Below are 22,565 nucleotides of genomic sequence, written 5' to 3'. Positions count from 1 at the left end.
GGGTGAACCGACGGCGAACGTCCTGTGAATGAGGGCGAGGGTCGCAACATCCGAACGACCAAGGAGATGCAGTGACCACCCAGATCGTGATTCTCGCAGCCGGCATGGGGAGCCGGCTCGGGCGATCCCTCCCCAAACCCCTCACCGAGCTCAGCGACGGCCGCACCATCATGGGCCAGCAGTTCGACAACATCCGTCACGCGTTCGGCGACGCCGCCGACGTGACGATCGTCGTCGGCTACAAGCTCGAGCACATCATGGAGGCGTTCCCTCAGGCCTCGTTCGTCTACAACGAAGAGTACGACCAGACGAACACGTCGAAGTCGCTGCTCCGCGCGCTGAAGGCCTCGCAGCCCGGCGGGGTGCTGTGGATGAACGGCGACGTCGTGTTCGACCCGCGCATCCTCGAGCGGGCGCTGCCCCTCATCGCGCGCGACCAGTCGTTCGTCACGGTGAACCACGCCAAGGTCTCCGACGAAGAGGTGAAGTACACCATCGGCGCCGAGGGCTATGTGAAGGAGCTGTCGAAGACCGTCAAGGGCGGCCTCGGCGAAGCCGTCGGCATCAACTACATCTCGAGCCGTGACAAGGCGACGTTCCTCGCCTACCTGCAGCGGGTCGGCGACCAGGATTACTTCGAGCGCGGCCTCGAGCTGGCCATCGAGAAGAACGGCATCCTCGTGGAGCCGATGGACATCTCCGATCTGTACGCGGTCGAGATCGACTTCGCCGAAGACCTGGAGCGCGCAAACCACTTCGTGTGATCGCACAGCACCACAGCAGAAGAGCGGATGCTCCCCGACGGGGCATCCGCTCTTCACCTTTCCCCGTCGCTCGCGTCGGTCGTTGCTCGCGCTCCTACTCGCGCGAGGCGACCACCCTGGCCGATCTCGCGACCCCGGCGCGTTCGAGGGCGCGCGCGATCACCCGGCCGATCCAGATGAACAGCACGGGGCTGAGCACCCACGCCGCAAGCGCGATCACCCACGCCCACCAGGCGTAGTGCTCGGCGCCGAGTGCGAAGAAGACGCCGATCGCGAGCACCAGACCGGCGAACGCACCCGACACGTAGAACAGCCAGGGGTCCCAGCGGCGGTAGCGAGCGATGAGAAACGGGATCTCGAGCAGCGCGCCCACGAGCAGGCCCGTGCCGACGTAGCGCCAGAACCACCATGGCGCGAACGCCGCACCGACGAGGCCGGCGATGAGCCCGGTGAGCAGGCCGGTGCCCGGGCGGCGCAGCAGCGCGAGGGCGACGACGCTCGGCAGGAAGTGCGTGCCGGCGGTGAGTCCGTAGAGCATGGGGCCGAAGGCAGCGAACGCGGCGGCCAGGTAGCCGGATGCTCCGGCCACGAGTCCGCCGCCGACGCCGATCGCCGCGCAGCTCAGGAGGATGCTGGTACTGGTTCGTCGCGCGGGCACCCTGCAAATCTACCGCCGCGCGCCATCTACGATGAGTGTCGTGACGAGCTATGCCGAGACGCATCCGCTGCAGCGGACGCGATGGGGGCGATACCGGCACGCGCTCTGGCTGCTCACCACACGCGACCTGAAGGTGCGGTACTCGACGTCGGCGCTCGGGTACGTGTGGTCGATCCTCGATCCGCTCGTGATGGCGGGCATCTACTGGTTCGTGTTCACGCAGGTGTTCCAGCGGCCGGGGCAACCGCCGTACATCGTGTTCCTGCTGTCGGCGCTGCTGCCGTGGATGTGGTTCAACGGGTCGGTGGCAGACTCGACCCGGGCGTTCCTCAAGGACGCGAAGCTCGTGCGGTCGACCAGGATCCCCCGCACGATCTGGGTGAACCGCATCGTGCTGTCGAAGGGCATCGAGTTCCTCCTTTCGATACCGGTGCTCGCGCTGTTCGCGATCGTGTTCGGCGCATCGGTGTCGTGGCAGCTCGTGTTCTTCCCGCTCGCGATCGTGCTGCAGGCGGTGCTGACCGCGGGCGTCTGCCTCATCGTCGCGCCGCTCGTGGTGTTCTTCCGCGATCTCGAGCGGGCCGTCAAGCTCGTGCTGCGGTTCCTCTTCTATGCGTCGCCGATCATCTACGGCACCACCGACCTGCCGGGCGGGCTCGGGTTCTGGGCGGCGTTCAACCCGCTGAGCGGGGTGTTCTCGCTGTACCGCGCCGGGTTCTTCCCGATGGAGCTCAACTGGTTCGACGTCGGCGTCTCTGCGCTGATGTCGGTGCTCATCCTCGCGATCGGGCTGTGGGTCTTCCGTTCGTCCGAGCGACAGGTGCTGAAGGAGATCTGATGACCGAGGCATCCGTCGCGCCCGTGACGGGCGAGACCGAGGCGGCGATCCGCATCGACGGGCTCGGCATCCGCTTCCGGCGCAACCGGCGCGGGCGCCGGTCGTTCAAGGACCTGCTCGCCGGTCGCCAGCGACGTACCCGGCCGGGCGAGTTCTGGGCGCTGCGCGGAGTGAGCGCCGTCGTGCGACCCGGCGAGGCGATCGGTGTCGTCGGGCGCAACGGGCAGGGCAAGTCGACGCTGCTGAAGCTCGTCGCCGGCGTCATGATCCCCGACGAGGGCGGCGTCGAGATCTCAGGCGGCGTGGCTCCGCTCATCGAGATCACCGGCGGGTTCGTCGACGACCTGAGCGTGCGCGACAACGTCTACCTCACCGCCGGCCTGCACGGGATGTCGCGGGCGCAGATCGACGCGAAGTTCGACGAGATCATCGGGTTCGCCGAGATCGCCGACTTCGTCGACACCCCGTACAAGCACCTGTCGAGTGGAATGAAGGTGCGCATCGCGTTCGCCGTGATCTCGCAGCTCGAGGAGCCGGTGATGCTCGTCGACGAGGTGCTCGCGGTCGGCGACAAGGCGTTCCGCGAGAAGTGCTACGGGCGCATCGAGGAGATGCTCGCCGGTGGGCGCACGCTGTTCTTCGTGTCGCACAACGAGCGCGACCTGCGGCGGTTCTGCACACGCGGGCTCTATCTCGACGGCGGGCGGCTCGTGCTCGACGGGCCGATCGACGACGTGCTCGATCGGTACAACGCGGAGCATGGCACGCTGAAGTAAGCCGCGCCGCGGCAGTTGCAGTGCGCCGAGGTCGGGTGCGCTCGTGTCGCGGGTGCGCGGCACGCCGACGCCGTCGGCGGCAACCCCCAGCTTCCGTGCGGCGAGGCCGCCTAGGATCGTGCGCATGGTCGAGCGGGTGCACCGGATCACGTCGATGGGGGCGGAAGCCCCGCGCGAGGTGCCCGACGATGCCGAGGGCGCGCGCGTCGACGAGGGTCGCGCGCATGGCGTCGAGCGGACCATCGATCGGGTGCTCGCGATCCAGCGGCCCGTCGTCGTGCTGCACCTGCGAGGCATCCGTCGGCGATTCCCGAATGCGACCCCCGACCAGCTCGTGCGCATCCTCGAGAAGCGCTACCTCGCGGCCGTGACGACCGGGGGTGCGGCCGTCGGTGCGACCGCCGTGATCCCCGGGATCTCGACGGGCATCACCCTCGCGCTGTCGGGCGTCGAGACCGCGGGGTTCCTCGAGGCGACCGCGCTGTTCGCGCAGTCGGTCGCCGAGGTGCACGGCATTCCGATCGAGAACCCCGACCGTGCACGCGCGCTCGTCATGACGCTCATGCTCGGACGCGAGGGCAGCGACCTCGTGCGCCAGTTCGCGGCCCAGGCCACCGGAACCGGCATCGCCCGCAACGCGTACTGGGGCGAGCTGATCACGAACACGCTGCCGAAAGCCGTGATGGGCACCGTCGTCGACCGGCTGCGCACGGTATTCGTCAAGCAGTTCGCGGTGCGCGGCGGGGCGGGATTCCTCGGCAAGGCGCTGCCGTTCGGCGTCGGCGCAGCCGTCGGCGGCATCGGCAACAACGTGCTCGGGCGTCGGGTGCTCGCGCAGTCGCGGCTCGCGTTCGGGCAGGCGCCGGTAGCGCTGCCGGCCGAGCTCGAGCCGGGTGAGAGCGACGGGATGCTCCAGACCGCCGGAGGCCGTATCGCCAGTGCCGGGTCGGCCCTCGGGGGTGCGGTCGCGAGCGTCGCGGTCGCATCGGCACGAGGCATCCGTCGCGCGGGCGCGGCGACCGGAGCCGCGACGGCCCGCGGTGCAAAGGCCACCGGGGCGGCGACCGCTCGGGGTGCGAAAGCGATCACGCGGCGGCACGGTGCCGCGGACGCACCGGCCGAGACGGATGGACCAGAGGCGGAAAGCACAGCCGAATCAGACGACCGGGTTGACCCCACCGACTCGACCGAGCCGCCCGCCGCGTAGAGCCCGCCGGCTCTCGGATGCTCACGGCCCCTGGGCACCGCCGACGCCCTGCATGAACGCGTACTCGGGTTCGGTCACCTGCACACGACCGGTCGGACTCGTCCATTCGAGGCGCCCGCGCCCGAGCTGGCGCACCCGCCAGCCGCCGTGATGCTTCATCCTGTGGTGTGCTCGGCACAGGCACGCCAGGTTCGCTGCATCGGTTCGGCCGCCGTCGGCCCAGCCTTCGGTGTGGTCGAAGTCGGTGCGGGTCGCCGGCCGACTGCAGTGCGGGAACCGGCACTGATCTTCGGTCGTGAGGCCCGCGAGCACCGCGTCGTCGAGGTGGAACGCCTCGGATGCCTCGGCGATGAGCTCGAACTGTCGCGCCTGCGCCGCGCGGATCGTCGCCTCGAGCTCGGCGACCTCGGCCAGCGCAGCCTCGACCCGGACGGCGGCAGCACGAGGCATCCCGAGCTCTGCCCTCGGAATCGCTTCAGCCGTGATCTGCATGACCTGATCGAATCACCACCCACCGACATTTGATTCGGTATCTGATCAGGTGATTGACGCGACTACTCCTCCACAGGACGCCTCGTGGTCGCCTCTTTCCACAGGGCCTGTTCCACCGACACCCGCGCTGTCGGAGGGCCTCCGTAGCGTGCCGCCACGACCGATCCCGCGACCCGAGAGGACCGCCGTGTCGAAACCCGACCCCGCCATCGCACCCAGCCACGACCCCGCGCTCGCGTATCGCGTGCCCTGGCGGGTCGATCGCAGTCACGACCCGTGGTTCTCGCTCGTCAACGAGAGCGACGAGCCGCTGAACGGCGTGCACCTCACCCTGAGCGGCGACGGGCGGCTGATGTGGCGACCGTTGCTCAGCGTGCCGCCGGGTGAATCGGTCTCGTTCGTGGTGCACGCCGACGACCCGGCCCGCAACACGATCGCGTGCGTGCGGTGGTTTCGTCCTGACGGCGGCGAGTACCTGTGGCGGGTGAGCTTCTGAGGAAGCCCCTCAACGCCTGCCGGCACCCTTCTTCGTGCGCTCGCGAATGAACTCGGCCACGGTCAGGTCGTGCTCGACATGCGGAAGGTGCGCGGGCTTCAGACCCGTGACGAGGTCTCCGGGGTCGATGTCGAGCACGCCCGCGATACGCACGATCGTCGTGAGACTCGGATTCGCCTGGCCGCGCTCGATCTTGCCGTAGTTCGTCACGTGGATGTGCGCGAGGTCGGCAACATGCTCCTGGCTCGACCCCGTCGCCTGCCGAGCTGAACGCAGCCGCTCGCCGAAGATGCGGGCTGCGTCGGACTGGGCTTCAGGCACCCGTCTTGTGTATCGACCCCCCGAATTGGTTACCAGAGTGCTCGGCACTCCCGCGTTTATGCCTCTAGTGTTTAACGCGCTTGGCCCGGATCCGGGTCGGAACGACCCGGACGGAGGCGGCAATGTCGGACGCAGTGGCGGAGGCACTCGCAAACCCGATCGTCAACTCCCCGTACGAGGAACCGCAGCAGCACTTCGTGATCGGCCCGAACGGCCCGACCGGTGAGCTCGCAGCCGGGCGCCGACCGAGCGAGTTCTTCATTCCGGTGCCGAAACCGAAGAAGGGGCGCGGCAAAGCGGCAGTCGATGCAACCCAGCTCGCGTTCGACCTGAACGTCACAGACGAGAAGATCGAGCGCAATGACGCGATCGACCAACTCCGTGACGAGGTGCGTACATGGAGGCTTCGCGGGTACGAACGTGTATCACCGATCTCGAAGAAGCTCCTTCGCTATTGGGCCGACCCCGCACGCGAGAACCGAATCCTCTTCGCCCAGCGCGAGGCGGCCGAGACGGCGATCTTCCTTGCCGAGGTCGTGAGCCGGCGTGGATACACGCCGAGTCGGGTCGGCGGAGTCGACTGGCGCGAGCTGCTAGGTGAGGCGAACGCGGCGCACAACGCCGGCCTCCCCCGCGTCGCTCTGAAGATGGCGACGGGGTCGGGCAAGACGGTTGTAATGGCGATGCTCATCGCGTGGCAGACGCTGAACAAGATCGCCAACCCGAACGATGCGCGCTTTGCGAAGCGCTTCCTGATTGTGACGCCCGGCATAACGATCCGCGACCGACTGCAGGTTCTCCAGCCGGATCATGCCGAGAACTACTACGACCAGCGGGGTATCGTGCCGCCCGACCTGCGCCAACAGCTCGGTCAAGCACAGATCGCGATTGTCAATTACCACCAGTTCCTGAAGCGGCAGTCGAGAGAAATCAAGGGCGTCAATGCGAACACCCGAAAGATGCTGCTAGGCGGACGGGCGGTGAACAATGACCCGTTCGAGGAGACTCCACAAGCGGTGGTCTCCCGCATCCTGCGCGACCTAGGCCGAGGCAAGGGGGAGATCGTCGTGCTCAACGACGAGGCACATCATTGCTACCAACAGAACACGACGCTGCGCGATGACGCCGATCTGAGCAAGCCCGACGCCGAGGCGAAGGCCGAGAACGAAGACGCAACCGTCTGGTTCCGCGGGCTGCAGTGGTTGAAGCGCTACGCAGGCGTGAAGACGATCTACGACCTCTCCGCGACACCCTTCTACCTCAAGGGATCGGGATGGAGCGAGGGGCTTATCTTCCCGTGGACGGTCAGCGATTTCTCGCTCATGGACGCGATCGAGTCGGGCATCGTGAAGGTACCGCGCCTGCCGGTCGATGACGACTTCGATGGCAAGCTGGTCAGCTACCTTCAGATCTACGATCAGGTGAAGGATGACTCGAACTGGCCACGAACCGCAAAGTCGGTGCCACCCGACCCGGGTTCGTGGAACATGCCAGCTGCGCTCGAGGGCGCACTTCGCAGCCTCTACCGCAGCTATGAAAAATCCTTCGCCGACTGGCAGGAGCAGTATCGTGATCGCGGCGAACCGCCGCCCGTCATGATCGTGGTGTCACCGAACACATTCGTCTCGAAGCTCATCTACGACTGGATCGCCGGATACGAGAAGCCGGTTGGTGATGCGACCGTGGACGTGGCGGGCGAGCTGGCACTGTTCAGCAACGTGGTCGACGACGAGCCGCTTGCTCGTCCGCGCACCATCATCGTCGACTCGAAGCAACTCGAGTCGGGCGAAGCACTGAAAGGCGATTTCAAGAGCGCAGCATCCGAAGAGATCGAAGCGTTCAAGCGCAGCTACCGCGAGCAGAATCCCGGCGCCGATGTCGATACGATCACCGACGCGGATCTGCTGCGCGAAGTGATGAACACCGTCGGCAAGAAGGGCAAGCTCGGGGAGCAAGTGCGGTGTGTAGTAAGCGTGGCGATGCTCACCGAGGGCTGGGATGCGAACACGGTGACCCACATCCTCGGTGTGCGCGCGTTCAGGTCTCAGCTGCTGTGCGAGCAGGTGGTCGGCCGTGGGCTGCGACGGCGCTCGTACGAGGTGGATCCTGAGACCGGGCGCTTCGGCGCCGAGTATTCGAACGTGTATGGGATTCCGTTCGCGTTCATCCCGTCGGACAAGCCGATCGCTCCAGGCAAGCCGGCTGATCCCCCGACGCACGTGCGGGCGCTGTCCGACCGAGAGCATCTGCGTATCGACTTCCCGGTGCTGAGCGGGTACCGAGTGGAACTGCCGGACGAGAAGCTGCAACTGAACCTCGACGAATCTCACACACTGACGATCGGTGGTGCGACGGTGCCGAGTTGGGTTCAGACGGAGGGCATCGTCGGCGAGGGCGAGCGCATCGAGGGCATCGCGCAGACCAGAGAGCAGGAGATCGCGTTCAAGATCGCCGGTCGTGTGCTCAAGACCTTCTTCGACACGCAGGGCGACGCACGGCCGTGGCTGTTCCCGCAGCTCGTCGACCTCAGCCAGCAGTGGATCCGTGCCTGCGTACACGTCGATCCCGGCTACGAGATCGGGTACCTGTCGATGGAAGTGCCCCAGCAAGAAGCGGCCGAAGCGGTCTACCACGCGATCACGCGGCTTGAGTCCGAAGATGCGCGACGGCCGCGCCTTCGACCCATCCTGCGCGCGTTCGGCTCCACCGGCACGACTGCCGCGGTCGACTTCCAGACCCGGAAGAAGAACGTGGAGACGACGTGGTCGCACGTAAGCCACGTCACGCTCGACGGCAAGGAAGGCAACGAGTGGGAGAAGAAGGTGGCGAAAGTCTGCGAGGGCCTCGCTGCTGATGGCCTGATCACGAGCTATGTGAAGAACGACCAACTCGGCTTCGCCATCCCATATGTCCACAAGGGGCGTGCCCACGAGTACTGGCCCGACTTCATTCTGAAGATCGATCCGAATGCGACTGTCGAGGCGATTGATCCCGACGTTCCTCGCTACCTGATTGTCGAGGTGTCGGGCACCCAGAAGAGCCATGGGCCAACACAGGAGAAGGCGCGTACCGCCCGCGACTCGTGGTGCGTCGCCGTGAACAACCACGGCGGCTTCGGGCGGTGGGGGTACATCGAGCTCGGTAAACCCGAAGTGGACGACGCACATCACGTCCTGCGACAGGCAATTCGCCGACACGTCCGAGACGAGTCGATCATCGGCGATCACTCGCTGCTCAACACAGGAATCTTCGCCGGCAACGACCGGCAGTCCTCGACGATGGAAGGGTAGACATGGCGCGCACTCCGAAGGGGCCGATCCCGGTCGACTCGATCCGGCATACCGACACCCGCCCGAACATCCCGACGGCCGACGGCGCGCCGCACTTCTACGACGAGGAATCCGATTCGCGCGAACCGCTCGAGTACGTGCGCTACGCCGGCCTCGCGGCTGAGCGGGCCGCACGCGACGAGACTCTCGACCCGCAACTCGTCTGGCGCGGCAAGGACGAACAGGACGATGAGAATCTCCTCGTCGACGCCCCGCCGATCTATATCCAGGAGAAGATCGATCCGCGGGTGCTGATCGAGAATCTCCGAAAGACTGCTGCGGCGGGCGAGCCTGAGCCGGAGTTCACGCTATTCGACACGTTCGACGGGCTCGACGAGCTCTCGGCCGTCGAGTACTACCAGCACGAGGCGAAGTGGGCGAACCGCATGATCCTCGGCGACTCGCTGCAGGTCATGGGTTCGCTTGCCGAGCGGGAGCAGCTGCGCGGCAAAGTGCAGATGATCTACATCGACCCACCCTACGGCATCAAGTTCGGCTCCAACTGGCAGGTGTCGGCGCGCACGCGCGACGTGAAGGACGGCAATCTCGCGGATGCCGCACGCGAAGCCGAGCAGATCAAGGCGTTCCGTGACACGTGGGAGGCGGGGATCCACTCATATCTGTCGTATCTGCGAGATCGACTCGTTGTGGCACGTGAGCTGCTCACAGAGAGCGGCAGCGTGTTCGTGCAGATCGGCGACGAGAACGTGCATCTTGTGCGGAGTTTGCTCGATGAAGTGTTCGGTTCCGTCAATTGGATTACCTCAATCGCTGTCACCAAGACAAGCTCTGCGACGGGCGATTTCCTCGGCGGGACGACCGATTACGTTCATTGGTTCGCCAAGAATCGCGACCGGGTGAAGTACCGCAATCTGCTCAGAGTGAAGTCCGCCGGAGGTGACGGCGCGGACATGTACACGCGACTGCAGCTCTCCGACGGCAGCTCGCGCACGGCCACTGCTGAGGAACGGGCGGGCATTTCGAAGCCTCCGGGTGGCGCACGATTTTTCCGGCATGACAACCTTACGAGCCAGAGTATGGGCCGAGAGAAGGGTGAAGGAGCCGCCTCCTGGTTTCCAATCCAGCTCGACGGCAGGGAATACCGCCCCAGTATGCAAGCGCGATGGAAGACGAACGAGACCGGAATGCGGCGTCTCCTACTTGCTGGGCGTGTCGCACCGGGCCGTAGCATGCCAGCGTACGTTCGGTTCCTCGACGACTTCCCCGCTTTTCCCTATACGGAGATTTGGAGCGATGTCGGGGGCGCCCGCGACAAGAGTTATGTCGTTGAGACCGCTCCAACAATCATTCAACGATGCATGCTGATGTGCACGGACCCCGGCGATCTCGTTCTCGACCCCACCTGCGGCTCCGGCACGACCGCCTACGTCGCCGAGCAGTGGGGGCGCCGGTGGATCACAATCGACACCTCGCGCGTCGCGCTCGCTCTCGCGCGTCAGCGCATCATGGGGGCGAAGTACCCCTTCTACCTGCTTACAGACTCCCCTGAAGGCCGCACGAAGGAGCAGGAACTCGCAGGCAAACTGCTTCCTCCGGCCGACACGAATAGTGACATCCGTCATGGTTTCGTCTACGAACGAGTGCAGCACGTCACCCTGAAGTCGATCGCGAACAACCCTGATATTCGTGAGGGTATGACACGCGACGAGATCGACAAGGCGATCAAGCGCTACGCCGACTTCGAACTGCTCTACGACAAGCCCTACGAGGACAAGAGCAAGGTGCGCGTATCCGGCCCGTTCACCGTCGAGAGCCTTTCACCCCACCGGTCGCTGAGCTTTGACGACTCCGATGCATTCCGTGAGCAGCCGACCGAAACCGACGACCGGAGCTTCGAGCAGTCGGTGCTCGACAACCTGCTGAAGGCGGGCATCCAGAACGGCCGACGTGCCGAGCGACTGCAGTTCGCATCGATCGAGGCGTACCCCGGTCAGTACATCCAGGCCATCGGCGAGAGCACCGACAATCACAGCGACGACGAGACGTTGCGCGTCGCGATCTCGCTCGGCCCGCAGTACGGCACAGTGAGCCCTGGGTACATCAAGCGAGCCGCGAAGGAGGCAATCGATGCCGGTATCGGGCTCGTCGCGGTGCTCGGCTTCGCGTTCGACCCGCAGGCGACCGGCGTCACCGAAGCAGACGGCATCACGGTCGTCGACGACGATGGGTTCGCGACCGTCGAAAGGGAGCGGAAGCTCGGGCGCACGCAGGTGCTACTCGTTCGCATGAACTCCGACCTCCTCATGGGCGAAGAGCTGAAGAAGACAGGGGCAGGCAACCTCTTCACCGTGTTCGGCGAACCCGACATCGCGCTCGACGAGACCGACGAGGGTCGACTGCAGGTGACACTCCGCGGTGTCGATGTCTACGATCCGACACTGCAGAAGACCCGCAGTGCCGGGGTCGACCGCATCGCGCTCTGGATGATCGACACCGACTACAACGAAGAGTCATTCTTCGTCCGTCAGTGCTACTTCACCGGCGGCAACGACCCATACAAGCGACTGAGAACTGCTTTGAAGGCAGAGATCGACGCGGACGCGTGGGCATCGCTCTACCGCGACGTCTCGATCCCGTTCGACAAACCATCGACCGGCAAGATCGCCGTCAAGGTCATCAACGACTACGGAGACGAAGTGATGAAGGTCATCGAGGTCGGCTGATCATGCTTACTTCGCAGACCACGCTTCGGGAATGGATCATCGCCGTGCTCTCGGAGATGCCCGACGGTGCGGCGCGTCGTCGGGAGGTCCTCGCCGCCATCCACATCAGGTACGGCCACAACCTCACAGCTGACGATCTGGTTTCGCCCCAAACACGGCCGCACGAACCCAACTGGGCGAACCGAGCAAGCTTCGAACGCGCGACCATGGTGCGGGAAGGACTTCTTTCGCCACGATCGGATGGCGTCTGGCAACTCGCCCGTCAAGGCTGAGCATGGTCGCCTACTCGACCGCGTGCGGCGCAGAATCGAGGAAGTGGCTGGACATTCGTGCCAACCGGTTCCTCTGCACACACGATCCCACTGGCGACCGCGCGCACGATGACCTCGCCTGGCTCTGCGCGCCAGTCGAACGCTGACTGCCGGGCGTCACCGGACTCGGCCGGGTAACACGCCCTGCCTGACCGTAGCCGACCCCACAACACCGCTCACAACGGAAGATGCACCTGCAAAGCTTCGTCGAGCGCCGCGCTCAGCTCAGCGTCGAGCCAACCCAGGCCGCGCACGACACGAGCGACAGAGATGCTCCGCACCTGTTCGGCCTGCGCCTTCGAATCGCGGCCGCGACCGCTACGCTCCGCAGGCACGCACACCTGGTACGGGCGCACCTGCCGCACATTTCCGGTCAGCGGCACCACGGTGATGACGCCATAGGCCGAGCACTCGGCGGCGGCGTTCGCCCCGTGGTTGCTGACGACGACAGCTGGTCGGGTCGTGCGCTGCTCGGCGCCTCGCGCCGGATCGAACTCGACGAGCACGATGCGGCCCCGGTGAATCTGCGGGCGATCGCCGGTCACGCGTCGGCCAATCCGTCGCCGCTCGCGCACTCCCAGTCGTCGGCGCCATCGCTTCGACCCCACAGCTCGAACTCGTCGAGATAGCTCTGCATGAATTCGCGCTCGCGCAGGAGACGAATGAATGCTGCGACCGCGGCCGACCGCGACTCGCACACGCCCCGCGCGACGTCGGCGGCGAGGAACGCCGCGTCGGCTTCGTCGAGACTGTTGCTGACCTTCATACCGATTGACCCCGGTAGGAACCCTTCGAACCCGCCCCCCCCATCTGCCAGTCTTGATTCCATGAGCGAACCCGACACCGGAGCCGACGCCGACATCCCCGTGCCGACGACGCGTTCCGTGTGGGACTACGTGAAGCCCACCGCCGCGCCCACGGTGAGCACACCGATCCAACCCGCCCAACCGACTCCCGGCCTCGACCTCGGCGCCCGCGCACTCCTGCCCGAGACGCAGTCGACGACCGATGTGCTCGCCGCCGCGCACGCCGGCGAGGCGCAGCAGGTGATCGACTCCGCATCGGCAGCAGCTCAAGACCTCGTCGCCGCTGATCCGGGGGACATCGTCGAGGATGTCACGGCGATCGCCGCGGCATCCGTGCCCTCGAACGTGCAGCAGGCCGTCTCGACCGCATTCGATGCGCTGCCCGCCGACCTGCAGGATCGCGCCGCCGCAGCAGCGACGCGTGCCGCCACCTCGGCGAGCGCGTACGCCGAGCAGGCGGTCGCGAACGCACAGCGCGCGGCCGCAGCCGTGCCGGTACCGACCGCGCCGGCCGTCCCCGAGATTCCCCGATACGGCGAGTACCTGCCGCAGGCTGCCGGGAACGGCAACCTCAAGCCGAACACCACCGCCGGCACCGGCGCCGCGATCGCCTCCATCGTCCTCGCGATCCTCGGCGGCATATTCGCACTGATCCCGGTGCTCAGCTATTTCGCCGTCGCGGGCGCCATCTTCGGTATCGTCCTCGGCAATCGCGCGAAGCGCGCGGGCGCCGCGGCGGGCACGGCCGGAGTGGCCCTGTCGGTGCTGACGCTCATCCTCAGCGTCGTCACGTCGATCGCCTACACTGCCGTCTTCGCCTCGATGTAGGCAGGCAGCACCAGCCGCCTACCCCGCCAGATCCTCTTCCGACTCCCCCGCCTCTTCGGCCGCCTCGGCCTCGGCGTCGTGATCGTCGACATCGGGGTCGTCGGCGTGCAGCGCGGCGAAGCGCTCCCACTCGGCCATCAGGTGGTCGACGGCGGCGTGGAACCGCGCGGTCGTCACGCCCGGCGTCGTGTCGCCGAAGTACCGGGTCACCCAGTACTTCAGCCGAGACAGCGCCTCGGCATCGTGGGCGACCTCGTCGACCCGGGCGAGCATGGCCGCGCCGCGATCGGCGGCGGGCGAGGCATCCGACCCGGCCTCGAGCCACTCGCAGGCCTGCAGGTATCCGCCGGTGTCGATCTGCGCGGCCGGATTCACCGGCTTCGTGATGAGCAACGGCTTGCCCGCGGCGAGCCGGTCGTAGACCATCGCCGAGATGTCCACGATCGCCACGTCTGCGGCGGCGAGCTGCCAACCCAGGTCGGGTCCGTCGTCGAAGATGTGGTGCGCCGACGGATCAGCTGCGTTGGCTGCCTCGAGGGCCGAGATGATCGCCCGGTTGGCCGCAGCGTACGCCTCGTCCACGACACCCGATCGTGGATGCGGCCGGTAGATCACCCGGTGCCGACCACTTGCGAGCAGCGCCCGCACCAGGTCGACGCCGTGCGACGCGATCGATCCGTACGCGGCTCCCCCGCGATCGCCCTCCCAGGTGGGCGCGTACAGCACGACCTCGCGGCCGTCGGCCGGGTACGGCAGGTCGCGGCCGTCGAGATAGTGGTCGGCCTGCGGCCGCCCGATCGGGATGGCGCGCTTGTCGAAGTCGTAGTCCCAGAGCACCTTGTCGAGGCGGGCCCGCGCGGCATCGCCCGCGATGAACGCGTAGTCGTACGCCTTGAACTGGTTCGTGGTCATGTACATCTTGTCGGACTCGCCGTGGTTGATGAACACGTGCCAGCGACGCCCGTACCGCATCATCTGGAAGTTCTTCGCGTTCTGGTTGACGTAGAACACGATGTGCAGGTCCTGTTCGTGGATGACCCGCTCGAGGTCGGCCACGCGACGCACGTACGCGACGGGCAGCGGCGACTCGTCGAGCAGCGCGAGCGCGGCGCCCGACGCACGGCTCAGGATCACCACGGGATAGGTCTCGGCGAGCTTTGCGAGCGGCTTGTACCACTGCCGCAATTGATACAGGTTCACCTTGCCGTCGGCGAAGTACACGCCGATCTTGAAGCGGTGCGGCTCGAGCGGCGCCTGCGTCGCCAGCCGGGTCTGCAGGTCGCGCTGCGCACGGCGGTTGCGCAGGATGTTCCGCGCGAGCTTGACCGCGCGTCGCGCGTCCTTTCGGAGTCCCATTCGTTCAAGGGTAGCGATGCGTCATGATCGGATGCTTCGAGCGCGCGCGTGCGGTCGCGACCGAGAGCCGATCGTTACGGGAAGACGGGACGCTCAGATCACCGGGGGGCGACCGGCACGAGTCATCCGCCACACCGTGCTCCAGCGCATCCGGCGCCGACCGCCCGGATCCTCGCGCCAGCCGGCCACCCACCCGCCGAACCAGGGGCGCAGCGCCGCGGGGCGCCGCGCCCATCGCAGCACCTGGATCGCCGTCCACGAACCGACGTAGAACGGCGCGAGCACGGCCGGCAGGTTGCGCTTGGCGAGCCACACCCGGTTGCGGGCATTGAGTCGGTAGTACTCGGCGTGGCGGGCGGGGTCGATGACCGGATGCCCCGCCTCGAGGTCACCCGCGTACCAGGCGATGCGTCCGGCGTCCCAGACCCGCCAGGCCAGCTCGATGCCCTCGTGCGCATAGAAGTAGGGGTCGCCCCACCCGCCGACGCGATCGAACACGTCGCGCGGCATGAGCACCGCGCCCTCCCAGCACGAGAACACGGGCGAGGATGTCGCGGGGTCGCCCTTGCGGATCCGCGGGATCCACCGGCGCGGGGAGACGAGCCCCGTGGGATCGACCACCCGCGGCTGGATGAGCCCCAGCTCGGGTCGCGCCGCGAGCATCGCGCACCCGCGCGCGAGGAAGTCGTCGGCCGGCAGGAACGCATCGTCGTCGAGGAAGAACACGTACTCCCCCGACACCGCGGGCACGCCCCGGTTGCGACCGGCCGGGATGCCGAGGTTCTCGGGCAGGTGCACGGTCTTCACGCCGTCGGGCAGTGCGGGCGACGCGGTCGCAGGGTCCCACCCGTTGCCGACGACGGCCACGTCGACCTCGACGTCGCGCTGGGCGAGCACGCTTCGGATGCCTCGGGCGAGGTCGTCGGGGCGTCGGCCCATCGTGAGCACGACCACCCCGACGCGCGGGGCGGCGTCGGATGCGGCGTCGGAGCCGGTGTCAGGACCGGACACGACGGGAGGCGAGGATCGCGACGAAGTGCCCGACCAGCGCGAGGATCGCGAGCGGCACCAACGCCACGACGACCACGCGGTCGACGAGCGGCTGCCCGGCGAACAGGCCGATCACCGCGGCGGCGAACGCGATGAGCGTCAGCTCGACCGAGTGATAGAGACGGTGGAACGGCACGAACCGCGCCGCCCTGCGCAGCTTCGCGACGACCCCACCGCGCGGAGCCGTCTCACCATGGGTGTCGGCGAGTTTCGCGAGCCCCGCGTTCGCCCGGGCGACATGCACCATGTCGTTGAGGGCCTTGTTCAGCACGATGACGAGCGCGAGCAGCGTGCCGAGCATCGTCCAGAGGAAGTCCTCGGGGAACTCGAGCGGGTACGCGGCGGCACGGATGCCGAGTGCGATCGGGATGAGCGCCTCGGTCGTGTAATGCCCGACCTTGTCGAGGAACACCCCGGCGGGCGACGACGTCCGACGCCAGCGCGCGACCTCGCCGTCGCAGCAGTCGACGAGCATCTGCAGCTGCCCGAGCACGACGGCCAGCAGCGCGCCCCAGATGCCGGGGATGAGCAGCGCGGCCGCGGTCGACCAGCCGACCAGGATCATCAGCCCCGTGACGCCGTTCGCCGAGATGCGCGTCTTCAGCAGCATCCACGTGAGGTACGGCGAGAGGTTGCGCAGGTAGAGCGACGCCGTCCAGTGCTCGGCGTTGCGTCGGCCGCGCACCTCGGGCGGCTGCGCCACGGCCCTGAGCTCGGCGATGCTCGACGGACGACGGGTGACCGGATCGGTCTCGGACATCGTCACCTTCCCGTGTGCCTGGCGATGTTGCTCGTCAGTGCGAGGAAGCCGAGCACGAAGCCGACCCCCCAACTGACGTGGATGCAGGGCAAGACTACGAGAAACCAGCCCGCGGTGCCCGCGCCGCGACCGCGCGCGTACACGAGCGTCGATGCGGCCACGAACAGCAGATACACGGCCGGCACCGCGAAGCCCACCAGCAGCCAGGGTGCGACGCCCATCGTGAGCTGCACGAGCCCGCCGATACCGACGAGGAGCCCGAGCGTCACGCCGAGCACCATGGCGGGCGGGATGAAGTATCGGATGCCGTTGGACGCGGGGAACCGGCGAGCCAGTTCGCCACGCCACATGCCCGTCGAGAACATCTGCCGCGCGAGCCGATCGAGACTCGACCGCGGGCGATAGGTGACCGCGAGCTCGGGCGTGAACCACACCGTGCCGCCGGTCTCGCGCAGACGCCGGTTGAGCTCCCAGTCCTGTCCGCGCTTGATGCCCTCGTCGAACAGCCCGACCCGTTCGAGCGCCTCGCGGCGGAACACCCCGAGGTAGACCGTGTCGGCCGGGCCTTCGTGGCCCCCGACGTGGAAGGACCCGCCGCCGAGCCCGACCTTCGTCGTATACGCGAGAGCCACCGCCCGCTCGAAGGCCGTCTCGCCGTGCGCGTCCATGATGCCGCCGACGTTGTCGGCGCCGGTGCGCTCGAGCGTGGCGACCGCGATGCGCGTGTAGTCGGGTCGCAGCATCGAGTGCGAGTCGACCCGCACCACGACGGGGTACCTCGCGGCGCGGATGCCGATGTTGAGCCCGGCCGGCGTCGAGCCCACCTCGTTGTCGAGCACGCGGACGCGGCCGTCGCGGGCAGCGAGATCGGCGACGAGCTCGGCCGTGCCGTCGATCGACGGACCGAGGGCGATGAGCACCTCGACAGGGCCGTCGTAGTGCTGCGTGAGGATCGAATCGACCGCGGCACGCACGTGGGTCACGTCGTTCAGCACCGGCATCACATAGGAGACGCCCTCAGTCGGCGACGGGGTCGCCTCGGGGGTCGCGTCGGGCATGTTCCTCACTCGGGCTCGGTCGATCGAGCCTACCAGTGGGCAGATCGCGGCCTCGATCGGATGCCCCGAGCACGGCGCTGCTCTGACACCTCGCCCGAGCATCTCGCCCGGCCACGGCGAAGCGGGCGGCACCACGTGGGTGCCGCCCGCTTCGTGGGTTGCAGGATCAGCCCTGGAAGGTGCCGAGCGTGACGTCGACCGTGCTGCTCTTGCCGTTGCGCGTGAACGTGACGGTCGCGTCCGACCCGCCGGCCTGGGCGCGCACCTGCGCCGTGAGGTCGGTCTGATCCGAGATCGGCACCCCGTTGAACGAGGTGACGACGTCGCCCTCGCGCAGGCCGGCAGCCTCCGCCGCGCCGCCGGAGCTCAGCTCGGTGATCAGCGCTCCGACCTCGGTCGCGTCATCCGCCGTCTGAGCCGAGGTGACGGTCGCACCCAGCAGGCCGTGCGTGGCCTCGCCGTTCTCGATGATCTCGCTCGAGACCCGCTTGGCGAGGTTCGCGGGCACCGCGAAGCCGACGCCGATGTTGCCGGCCTCGCCCGACGAGCCGCCGGCCGAGAGGATCGCGACGTTGATGCCGATCAGCTTGCCGCTCGCGTCGAGCAGCGCGCCGCCCGAGTTGCCGGGGTTGATGGCCGCGTCGGTCTGCACGACGGGAATCGAGATGGTGCCCCTCGCCTGGCTCTGCTGCTGGCCCTCTTGACCCGGGACGTCGAAGTTCCAGAAGTCGAACGGGCTCTCCTGCTGCGGCTGCTGCTGCTCGTCGCTGTCGTCGGGCGTGGTCGGAGCCGCCGACGAGGCGACGTCGATGCTGCGGTTGAGCGCACTGACGATGCCGTTCGTGACCGTGCCCGACAGGCCCAGCGGCGCACCGATCGCGATGGCCGAGTCGCCCACGTTGAGCTTGTCGGAGTCGGCGAACTCGAGCGCCTTCAGGCCCGAGGCATCCGCCAGCTTGATGACCGCGAGGTCGCTGAGCGGGTCGGTGCCGATGAGTTCGGCGCTCCACAGCCGACCGTCGCTCGTCTTCACCTGGATGCTCGGGCTGGCCGTCGCACCGTCGAGGGTCACGACGTGCGTGTTCGTGAGCACGTAGCCGTCCTCCGAGAGGATGACGCCCGAGCCGGTGCCCGCACCCTGCTGGCTCGACACCGAGATGGTGACGACGCTGGGGCTGGCGGCCGCGGCGACCGCGGTGATCTGGTTCACCGAGTCGGGGTCGTTCACGACGATGTTCTGCGGGGTTCCGGCGCTCGTCGAGATCGCGGGCTGGTTCTCGTTGATGATGAGCGCGGTGAGGCCTGCCCCGCCCGCACCGGCGACCAGTGCGGTCGCGACGATGGCCGCGGCGACGCCGAACCCGACGCGGCGACGTTCGGGCTTCGGCTCGGCGGGCTGCACCGGGCCGCCGAAGGCGGGGGGAACCGAACCGACGAGCGGCTCGGTCGGCTGGGTTCGACCCGGGGCCGGCGCGGTCGCACCGGCGTACGCGTAGTGCGGCAGCGGTGCCGTCGGCTGGGTCTGATACGCCGGCTGGTGCGAGTACTGGGGCGCATGGTACGGCTGCGGGGCCTGGCCCGGGGTGTAGACGGTGCCGGTCGGCGCGGCGGGGGCGGGCGCAGGCGCCGCGGGTGCGGCAGGTGCCGCGGGTGCGGTAGGTGCCGCGGGCGCTGCAACCGGAGCAGCCGGCGCGGATGCCTCGGGCTCGACGCCTGCGGCGGGTGCCGCCGGGGCGGGCGCGGGCGCTGCAGTCTCGGGCGCCGCGATCTCGGGCGCCGCGATCTCGGGCGCCGCGGTCTCGGCGGGCTCGGCCTGCACCGCGGGCTCGGCCTGCGCCGCGCTGGGCTGTGCCTCGGTGGTGTGGGGCTCGGGAGCGGTCGGCTCCGGGGCCGCGCCGTTCTGGTTGTCGGTCATCGGTGCTCCTTCCAAGCGATCCCAAGTCTCCGCATGGTTGCTGTGGAGCGGATCGGCGAAGTCTATGCGCCCGCTATGGCTTCACCCCGAGTCATCCGGACGCCCTGGCCAGCGTACCGAGCCCCGCGTGAGCGTACGGTGTGAGAATGACCGGCTCGACCCCCCTCCTCCCGTGGCAGCGCACCGCCGCCGGTGCCGGCCTGCTCGCGTCCGACGGCGCCGTGCGGCCGACCATCTTCGCCGAGATGAGCGCACTTGCCGCCAGCACCGGTGCGATCAACCTCGGGCAGGGTTTCCCCGACGAAGACGGACCGGCCGAGGTGCTCGAAGCCGCGCGGCGCGCGATCGCCGAGGGCGTCAACCAGTACCCGCCGGGCATCGGCATGGTGGTGCTGCGCGAGGCGATCTCGCGTCACCAGCGGCGCTGGTACGGCATCGAACCGGATGCCGCGACCGAGGTGCTCGCAACCGCCGGCGCGACCGAGGCGCTCGCGGCCACCCTGCTCGCCTACGTCGACGCGGGCGACGAGGTCGTCGCATTCGAGCCGACGTACGACGCGTACGGCGCGCTCGTCGCGCGAGCCGGCGGCGTGCTGCGCACCGTGCCGCTGCATTGGTCGGCTGAAGGCGCCGGGCACGCCTGGCGCCCCGACCCCGACGAGCTGCGGCGCGCGGTCACCGATCGCACCCGGGTGATCCTCGTGAATACCCCGCACAATCCGACCGGCGCGGTGCTCGACCGCGACGTCCTCGACCTGATCGTCGAGCTCGCGACCCGCCACGACGCGCTCATCGTCACCGACGAGGTGTACGAGCACCTCGTGTTCGACGGCGCGCACGTGCCGATCGCGACCCTGCCCGGCGCCTGGGAGCGCACGATCTCGATCTCGTCGGGTGGCAAGACCTTCTCGACGACCGGCTGGAAGATCGGCTGGGCGACCGGGCCCGCCGCGCTCATCACGGGCGTGCTCGCGGTCAAGCAGTACCTCACGTTCGTGAACGGCGCGCCGTTCCAGCCGGCCATCGCGGCGGGCCTCGACCTGCCCGACGCCTACTTCGCGCAGGCGGCCGCGACGCTCGCGGCCAAGCGCGACCTGCTCGCCGACGGGTTGCGATCGGCCGGCTTCGAGGTGTCGCCGCCGCAGGCGGGCTACTTCGTGATCGCGGATGCCTCGCCGCTCGGGTTCTCCGATGCCGACGAGTTCTGCCGCCGACTGCCCGACCTCGCCGGGGTCGTCGGCGTGCCCGTCTTGGCGCTGGTGCACCCCGAGCGTCGGGCCGAGTACCGCAGTCTCGTGCGGTTCGCGTTCTGCAAGCGCCACGACGTGCTGGCCGAGGCATCCGGTCGTCTGTCGCGACTGAGCGACGCCTGAGTCGCGCTGAGCTCGGAGTCGCGCCTACAGCGTGTCCCAGCCGAAGATCACCGAGAGCAGCCACAGCACCGGCAGCACGGCGACCGCCAGGGCGCCGCCGAAGATCGCCATGCCGCGCGCGAATCTCGTCACCGCACCCCGACGGCGCCGATAGCCCGCACCGTCGCACGCCTGCGTGATGAGCTCCATCAGGTCGCGACTGTCGAAGGTGTAGGTGCGTACGAGCCGACCGTCGTCGTGCAGGCCGACCTGCGCCGTCTTCGTGATGACGATCGCCTCGCCGACGAATGCTCTGAGACCGAGGCTCGCCTTGGGCGACCCGTTCGGCCCGGCACCGGCCTGCCAGCGGACCTCGCGGATGTGCTGCGTCGGCGCCCACGTGCGCTTCACGTCGTCGATCACCACGCTGATCTTGTACTGCGTGCGCAACCCGTTGCCGTAGAGGAACGTCGCCCACTTCCAGTCGGCCACGTCGTATTGCATCGTGAACCCGCGGGCGGTGGGTTCGAGCAGGAACGGGGTGCCTTCCACGTCGCGGCGCAACTGGGCGACGATGTCCTGGGAGGTCATGCGGGTCCTCGGGTTCGGGTCGGTGTGCCGGGTAGGGGCCGCGTCGAGGGTATCGCGCCGCTCAGCGCTGCACGATGTCGGCGCGGCACGACGTCAGCGCGGAACGACGTCGAAACGGCGCAGCGCGAGCGCGGGGTTGAGGCGGCGGGTCGCCTCGACGCGGTCGCGCGAGATCCAAGCCACCGCGACATCCGTCTGCTCGCCGATCGTGGCGATCTCGACGCCCATCGGATCGACCACCATGCTGTTGCCGGCACTGAACGGCGCGGGGTGATCGGCCGCCGCGACGTACACCGTGTTCTCGATCGCCCGCGCCGTCGTGAGGGTGCGCCAGTGCGCCTCCTTCAGCGGGCCCCGCACCCACTCGGCGGGCATGCAGATCACGTCGGCGCCCGCATCGACGATGCGACGCGACACCTCGGGGAACCGGGTGTCGTAACACGTCTGCAGGCCGAACCGCAGGCCCTCGACCTCGAAGAGTTCGGGCGCGGCGATCTCGCCCGGCTCGACCCACTCACTCTCGCGCTCGCCGAACGCGTCGTACAGGTGCAGCTTGCGGTAGGTCGCGACGAGCTCGCCGTTCGGCGCGAGCGTCACGACCGTGTTGCGGAACCGGTCGGCGTCGGTCGCCCGCTCGAGCACCCCGACGACGAGGTGCACGCCGAGCCGCGCGGCCAGCTCGCCCAACGTGCGCACGAACGGGCCGTCCAGCGGCTCGGCCGCCGCCGCCATCTCGCGGCCCGGTTGGGGCGTGAAGCACATCGCGTACTCGGGGAACACCACGACGCGCGCGCCGCGTTGGACGGCGAGCGTCGCGAGGCGCGCGATTTCGGTCAGGTTCGCCGTGGTGTCCGTGGTCGGCGCGAACTGGGCGATGGCGATCGCGAGGGCGGCGGGGGTGTCGGCGGCGGGCGCGTGGCTCATGCCCTCACCCTACGGACTGCGGCGGCGGATGGCGCCGCGTGACGGTGCC

At 68.2% G+C, this 22,565-nt stretch carries 22 protein-coding genes; 10 read left to right on the top strand and 12 right to left on the bottom strand.

Translation table 11 applies throughout. From position 1 onward, the window contains the following. Nucleotides 1–71: 71 nt before the first annotated feature. Complete coding sequence (locus FLP10_RS15085; protein WP_149161618.1) at nucleotides 72–764, top strand: phosphocholine cytidylyltransferase family protein; 693 nt, start codon at nucleotides 72–74, stop codon at nucleotides 762–764. A gap of 94 nt (nucleotides 765–858) precedes the next feature. Here the strand turns inward: FLP10_RS15085 and FLP10_RS15080 are convergent, their stop codons facing one another. After that, nucleotides 859–1,422 carry an ECF transporter S component gene (locus FLP10_RS15080; protein ID WP_168209210.1) on the bottom strand — a complete coding sequence of 188 codons (564 nt, stop codon included), beginning with the start codon at nucleotides 1,420–1,422 and terminating at the stop codon, nucleotides 859–861. A gap of 31 nt (nucleotides 1,423–1,453) precedes the next feature. Between FLP10_RS15080 and FLP10_RS15075 the strand changes: the two genes are divergently transcribed. The 3 genes from FLP10_RS15075 to FLP10_RS15065 all read left to right on the top strand — a co-directional run bounded on the left by FLP10_RS15075 (nucleotide 1,454) and on the right by FLP10_RS15065 (nucleotide 4,243). Further along, nucleotides 1,454–2,260, top strand: a complete 807-nt coding sequence (locus FLP10_RS15075) for an ABC transporter permease (RefSeq protein WP_149161616.1) — start codon at nucleotides 1,454–1,456, stop codon at nucleotides 2,258–2,260. After that, on the top strand, nucleotides 2,260–3,036 hold the full coding sequence (locus tag FLP10_RS15070) for an ABC transporter ATP-binding protein (RefSeq protein ID WP_149161615.1): 777 nt from the start codon (nucleotides 2,260–2,262) through the stop codon (nucleotides 3,034–3,036). Before FLP10_RS15075 ends, FLP10_RS15070 begins: the two co-directional genes overlap by 1 nt. Before the next feature lie 124 nt (nucleotides 3,037–3,160). Continuing rightward, nucleotides 3,161–4,243, top strand: a complete 1,083-nt coding sequence (locus FLP10_RS15065) for a hypothetical protein (RefSeq protein ID WP_149161614.1) — start codon at nucleotides 3,161–3,163, stop codon at nucleotides 4,241–4,243. A 21-nt stretch (nucleotides 4,244–4,264) separates the two neighbouring features. Here FLP10_RS15065 and FLP10_RS15060 read toward each other — a convergent pair whose 3' ends face one another. Continuing rightward, on the bottom strand, nucleotides 4,265–4,693 hold the full coding sequence (locus tag FLP10_RS15060; protein ID WP_246150043.1) for an HNH endonuclease signature motif containing protein: 429 nt from the start codon (nucleotides 4,691–4,693) through the stop codon (nucleotides 4,265–4,267). Between the two features lie 229 nt (nucleotides 4,694–4,922). Between FLP10_RS15060 and FLP10_RS15055 the strand changes: the two genes are divergently transcribed. Next, the gene (locus tag FLP10_RS15055; protein ID WP_149161612.1) at nucleotides 4,923–5,231 is read left to right on the top strand and encodes a hypothetical protein; all 309 of its coding nucleotides are present in this window, start codon (nucleotides 4,923–4,925) and stop codon (nucleotides 5,229–5,231) included. 9 nt (nucleotides 5,232–5,240) lie between these two features. On the opposite strand, the gene FLP10_RS15050 is transcribed toward FLP10_RS15055, so the two are convergent. After that, nucleotides 5,241–5,552, bottom strand: a complete 312-nt coding sequence (locus tag FLP10_RS15050) for a helix-turn-helix domain-containing protein (protein WP_149161611.1) — start codon at nucleotides 5,550–5,552, stop codon at nucleotides 5,241–5,243. A 122-nt stretch (nucleotides 5,553–5,674) separates the two neighbouring features. On the opposite strand from FLP10_RS15050, the gene FLP10_RS15045 reads away from it, so the two are divergent. The 3 genes from FLP10_RS15045 to FLP10_RS15035 are packed head-to-tail and all read left to right on the top strand — an operon-like array spanning nucleotide 5,675 to nucleotide 11,837. Then, on the top strand, nucleotides 5,675–8,842 hold the full coding sequence (locus FLP10_RS15045; RefSeq protein ID WP_210418418.1) for a BPTD_3080 family restriction endonuclease: 3,168 nt from the start codon (nucleotides 5,675–5,677) through the stop codon (nucleotides 8,840–8,842). A gap of 2 nt (nucleotides 8,843–8,844) precedes the next feature. Continuing rightward, nucleotides 8,845–11,565: a site-specific DNA-methyltransferase gene (locus tag FLP10_RS15040; protein WP_149161610.1), complete on the top strand. Its 2,721-nt coding sequence runs from the start codon at nucleotides 8,845–8,847 to the stop codon at nucleotides 11,563–11,565. Between the two features lie 2 nt (nucleotides 11,566–11,567). Next, nucleotides 11,568–11,837 carry a winged helix-turn-helix domain-containing protein gene (locus FLP10_RS15035; protein ID WP_149161609.1) on the top strand — a complete coding sequence of 90 codons (270 nt, stop codon included), beginning with the start codon at nucleotides 11,568–11,570 and terminating at the stop codon, nucleotides 11,835–11,837. Nucleotides 11,838–12,052: 215 nt separating this feature from the next. Here the strand turns inward: FLP10_RS15035 and FLP10_RS15030 are convergent, their stop codons facing one another. Next, nucleotides 12,053–12,421, bottom strand: coding sequence for a type II toxin-antitoxin system PemK/MazF family toxin (locus FLP10_RS15030; RefSeq protein WP_246150042.1), 369 nt, complete (start codon nucleotides 12,419–12,421; stop codon nucleotides 12,053–12,055). Continuing rightward, nucleotides 12,418–12,642: an antitoxin gene (locus tag FLP10_RS15025; RefSeq protein WP_149161608.1), complete on the bottom strand. Its 225-nt coding sequence runs from the start codon at nucleotides 12,640–12,642 to the stop codon at nucleotides 12,418–12,420. The genes FLP10_RS15030 and FLP10_RS15025 overlap by 4 nt, the downstream gene beginning before the upstream one ends. A gap of 61 nt (nucleotides 12,643–12,703) precedes the next feature. Here FLP10_RS15025 and FLP10_RS15020 point away from each other — a divergent pair, with 61 nt between their 5' ends. Then, nucleotides 12,704–13,510 (top strand): hypothetical protein, encoded by an 807-nt coding sequence (locus tag FLP10_RS15020; RefSeq protein WP_149161607.1) that lies wholly within the window; start codon nucleotides 12,704–12,706, stop codon nucleotides 13,508–13,510. Between the two features lie 18 nt (nucleotides 13,511–13,528). Here FLP10_RS15020 and FLP10_RS15015 read toward each other — a convergent pair whose 3' ends face one another. The 5 genes from FLP10_RS15015 to FLP10_RS14995 all read right to left on the bottom strand — a co-directional run bounded on the left by FLP10_RS15015 (nucleotide 13,529) and on the right by FLP10_RS14995 (nucleotide 19,649). After that, nucleotides 13,529–14,866, bottom strand: coding sequence for a CDP-glycerol glycerophosphotransferase family protein (locus FLP10_RS15015; RefSeq protein ID WP_149161606.1), 1,338 nt, complete (start codon nucleotides 14,864–14,866; stop codon nucleotides 13,529–13,531). A 93-nt stretch (nucleotides 14,867–14,959) separates the two neighbouring features. After that, entirely contained in the window at nucleotides 14,960–15,805 is an 846-nt protein-coding gene (locus tag FLP10_RS15010; protein WP_149162285.1) for a glycosyltransferase family 2 protein, read from the bottom strand. A 58-nt stretch (nucleotides 15,806–15,863) separates the two neighbouring features. Then, nucleotides 15,864–16,676 (bottom strand): CDP-alcohol phosphatidyltransferase family protein, encoded by an 813-nt coding sequence (locus FLP10_RS15005; protein ID WP_149161605.1) that lies wholly within the window; start codon nucleotides 16,674–16,676, stop codon nucleotides 15,864–15,866. A gap of 2 nt (nucleotides 16,677–16,678) precedes the next feature. Then, nucleotides 16,679–17,734: a glycosyltransferase family 2 protein gene (locus FLP10_RS15000; RefSeq protein WP_246150041.1), complete on the bottom strand. Its 1,056-nt coding sequence runs from the start codon at nucleotides 17,732–17,734 to the stop codon at nucleotides 16,679–16,681. A 166-nt stretch (nucleotides 17,735–17,900) separates the two neighbouring features. Further along, the gene (locus tag FLP10_RS14995; RefSeq protein ID WP_149161604.1) at nucleotides 17,901–19,649 is read right to left on the bottom strand and encodes a S1C family serine protease; all 1,749 of its coding nucleotides are present in this window, start codon (nucleotides 19,647–19,649) and stop codon (nucleotides 17,901–17,903) included. Between the two features lie 146 nt (nucleotides 19,650–19,795). Here FLP10_RS14995 and FLP10_RS14990 point away from each other — a divergent pair, with 146 nt between their 5' ends. Further along, a complete protein-coding gene (locus FLP10_RS14990) occupies nucleotides 19,796–21,022 on the top strand; it encodes an aminotransferase class I/II-fold pyridoxal phosphate-dependent enzyme (protein WP_149161603.1) in 1,227 nt (408 codons plus the stop codon). 24 nt (nucleotides 21,023–21,046) lie between these two features. Here FLP10_RS14990 and FLP10_RS14985 read toward each other — a convergent pair whose 3' ends face one another. Both FLP10_RS14985 and FLP10_RS14980 read right to left on the bottom strand, forming a co-directional pair. After that, entirely contained in the window at nucleotides 21,047–21,592 is a 546-nt protein-coding gene (locus tag FLP10_RS14985) for a hypothetical protein (RefSeq protein ID WP_149161602.1), read from the bottom strand. Nucleotides 21,593–21,685: 93 nt separating this feature from the next. Further along, nucleotides 21,686–22,516 carry a carbon-nitrogen hydrolase family protein gene (locus FLP10_RS14980; protein ID WP_149161601.1) on the bottom strand — a complete coding sequence of 277 codons (831 nt, stop codon included), beginning with the start codon at nucleotides 22,514–22,516 and terminating at the stop codon, nucleotides 21,686–21,688. Between the last annotated feature and the right edge of the window lie 49 nt (nucleotides 22,517–22,565).

Source organism: Agromyces intestinalis (genome assembly GCF_008365295.1).
Classification (GTDB): Bacteria; Actinomycetota; Actinomycetes; order Actinomycetales; family Microbacteriaceae; genus Agromyces; species Agromyces intestinalis.
Note: the sequence above shows the minus strand (reverse complement) of the source record. Positions and strands in the feature narration are given on the sequence as shown.

Bases quoted from the DNA above. Each gene is read 5' to 3' on its own strand.
- FLP10_RS15075 (WP_149161616.1), top strand. From the start codon at position 1,454: ATGAGTGTCGTGACGAGCTATGCCGAGACGCATCCGCTGCAGCGGACG.
- FLP10_RS15070 (WP_149161615.1), top strand. From the start codon at position 2,260: ATGACCGAGGCATCCGTCGCGCCCGTGACGGGCGAGACCGAGGCGGCG.
- FLP10_RS15065 (WP_149161614.1), top strand. From the start codon at position 3,161: ATGGTCGAGCGGGTGCACCGGATCACGTCGATGGGGGCGGAAGCCCCG.
- FLP10_RS15060 (WP_246150043.1), bottom strand. From the start codon at position 4,693: ATGCCTCGTGCTGCCGCCGTCCGGGTCGAGGCTGCGCTGGCCGAGGTC.
- FLP10_RS15045 (WP_210418418.1), top strand. From the start codon at position 5,675: ATGTCGGACGCAGTGGCGGAGGCACTCGCAAACCCGATCGTCAACTCC.
- FLP10_RS15040 (WP_149161610.1), top strand. From the start codon at position 8,845: ATGGCGCGCACTCCGAAGGGGCCGATCCCGGTCGACTCGATCCGGCAT.
- FLP10_RS15035 (WP_149161609.1), top strand. From the start codon at position 11,568: ATGCTTACTTCGCAGACCACGCTTCGGGAATGGATCATCGCCGTGCTC.
- FLP10_RS15025 (WP_149161608.1), bottom strand. From the start codon at position 12,642: ATGAAGGTCAGCAACAGTCTCGACGAAGCCGACGCGGCGTTCCTCGCC.
- FLP10_RS15020 (WP_149161607.1), top strand. From the start codon at position 12,704: ATGAGCGAACCCGACACCGGAGCCGACGCCGACATCCCCGTGCCGACG.
- FLP10_RS15015 (WP_149161606.1), bottom strand. From the start codon at position 14,866: ATGGGACTCCGAAAGGACGCGCGACGCGCGGTCAAGCTCGCGCGGAAC.
- FLP10_RS15010 (WP_149162285.1), bottom strand. From the start codon at position 15,805: ATGGGCCGACGCCCCGACGACCTCGCCCGAGGCATCCGAAGCGTGCTC.
- FLP10_RS15005 (WP_149161605.1), bottom strand. From the start codon at position 16,676: ATGTCCGAGACCGATCCGGTCACCCGTCGTCCGTCGAGCATCGCCGAG.
- FLP10_RS15000 (WP_246150041.1), bottom strand. From the start codon at position 17,734: ATGCCCGACGCGACCCCCGAGGCGACCCCGTCGCCGACTGAGGGCGTC.
- FLP10_RS14995 (WP_149161604.1), bottom strand. From the start codon at position 19,649: ATGACCGACAACCAGAACGGCGCGGCCCCGGAGCCGACCGCTCCCGAG.
- FLP10_RS14990 (WP_149161603.1), top strand. From the start codon at position 19,796: ATGACCGGCTCGACCCCCCTCCTCCCGTGGCAGCGCACCGCCGCCGGT.
- FLP10_RS14985 (WP_149161602.1), bottom strand. From the start codon at position 21,592: ATGACCTCCCAGGACATCGTCGCCCAGTTGCGCCGCGACGTGGAAGGC.
- FLP10_RS14980 (WP_149161601.1), bottom strand. From the start codon at position 22,516: ATGAGCCACGCGCCCGCCGCCGACACCCCCGCCGCCCTCGCGATCGCC.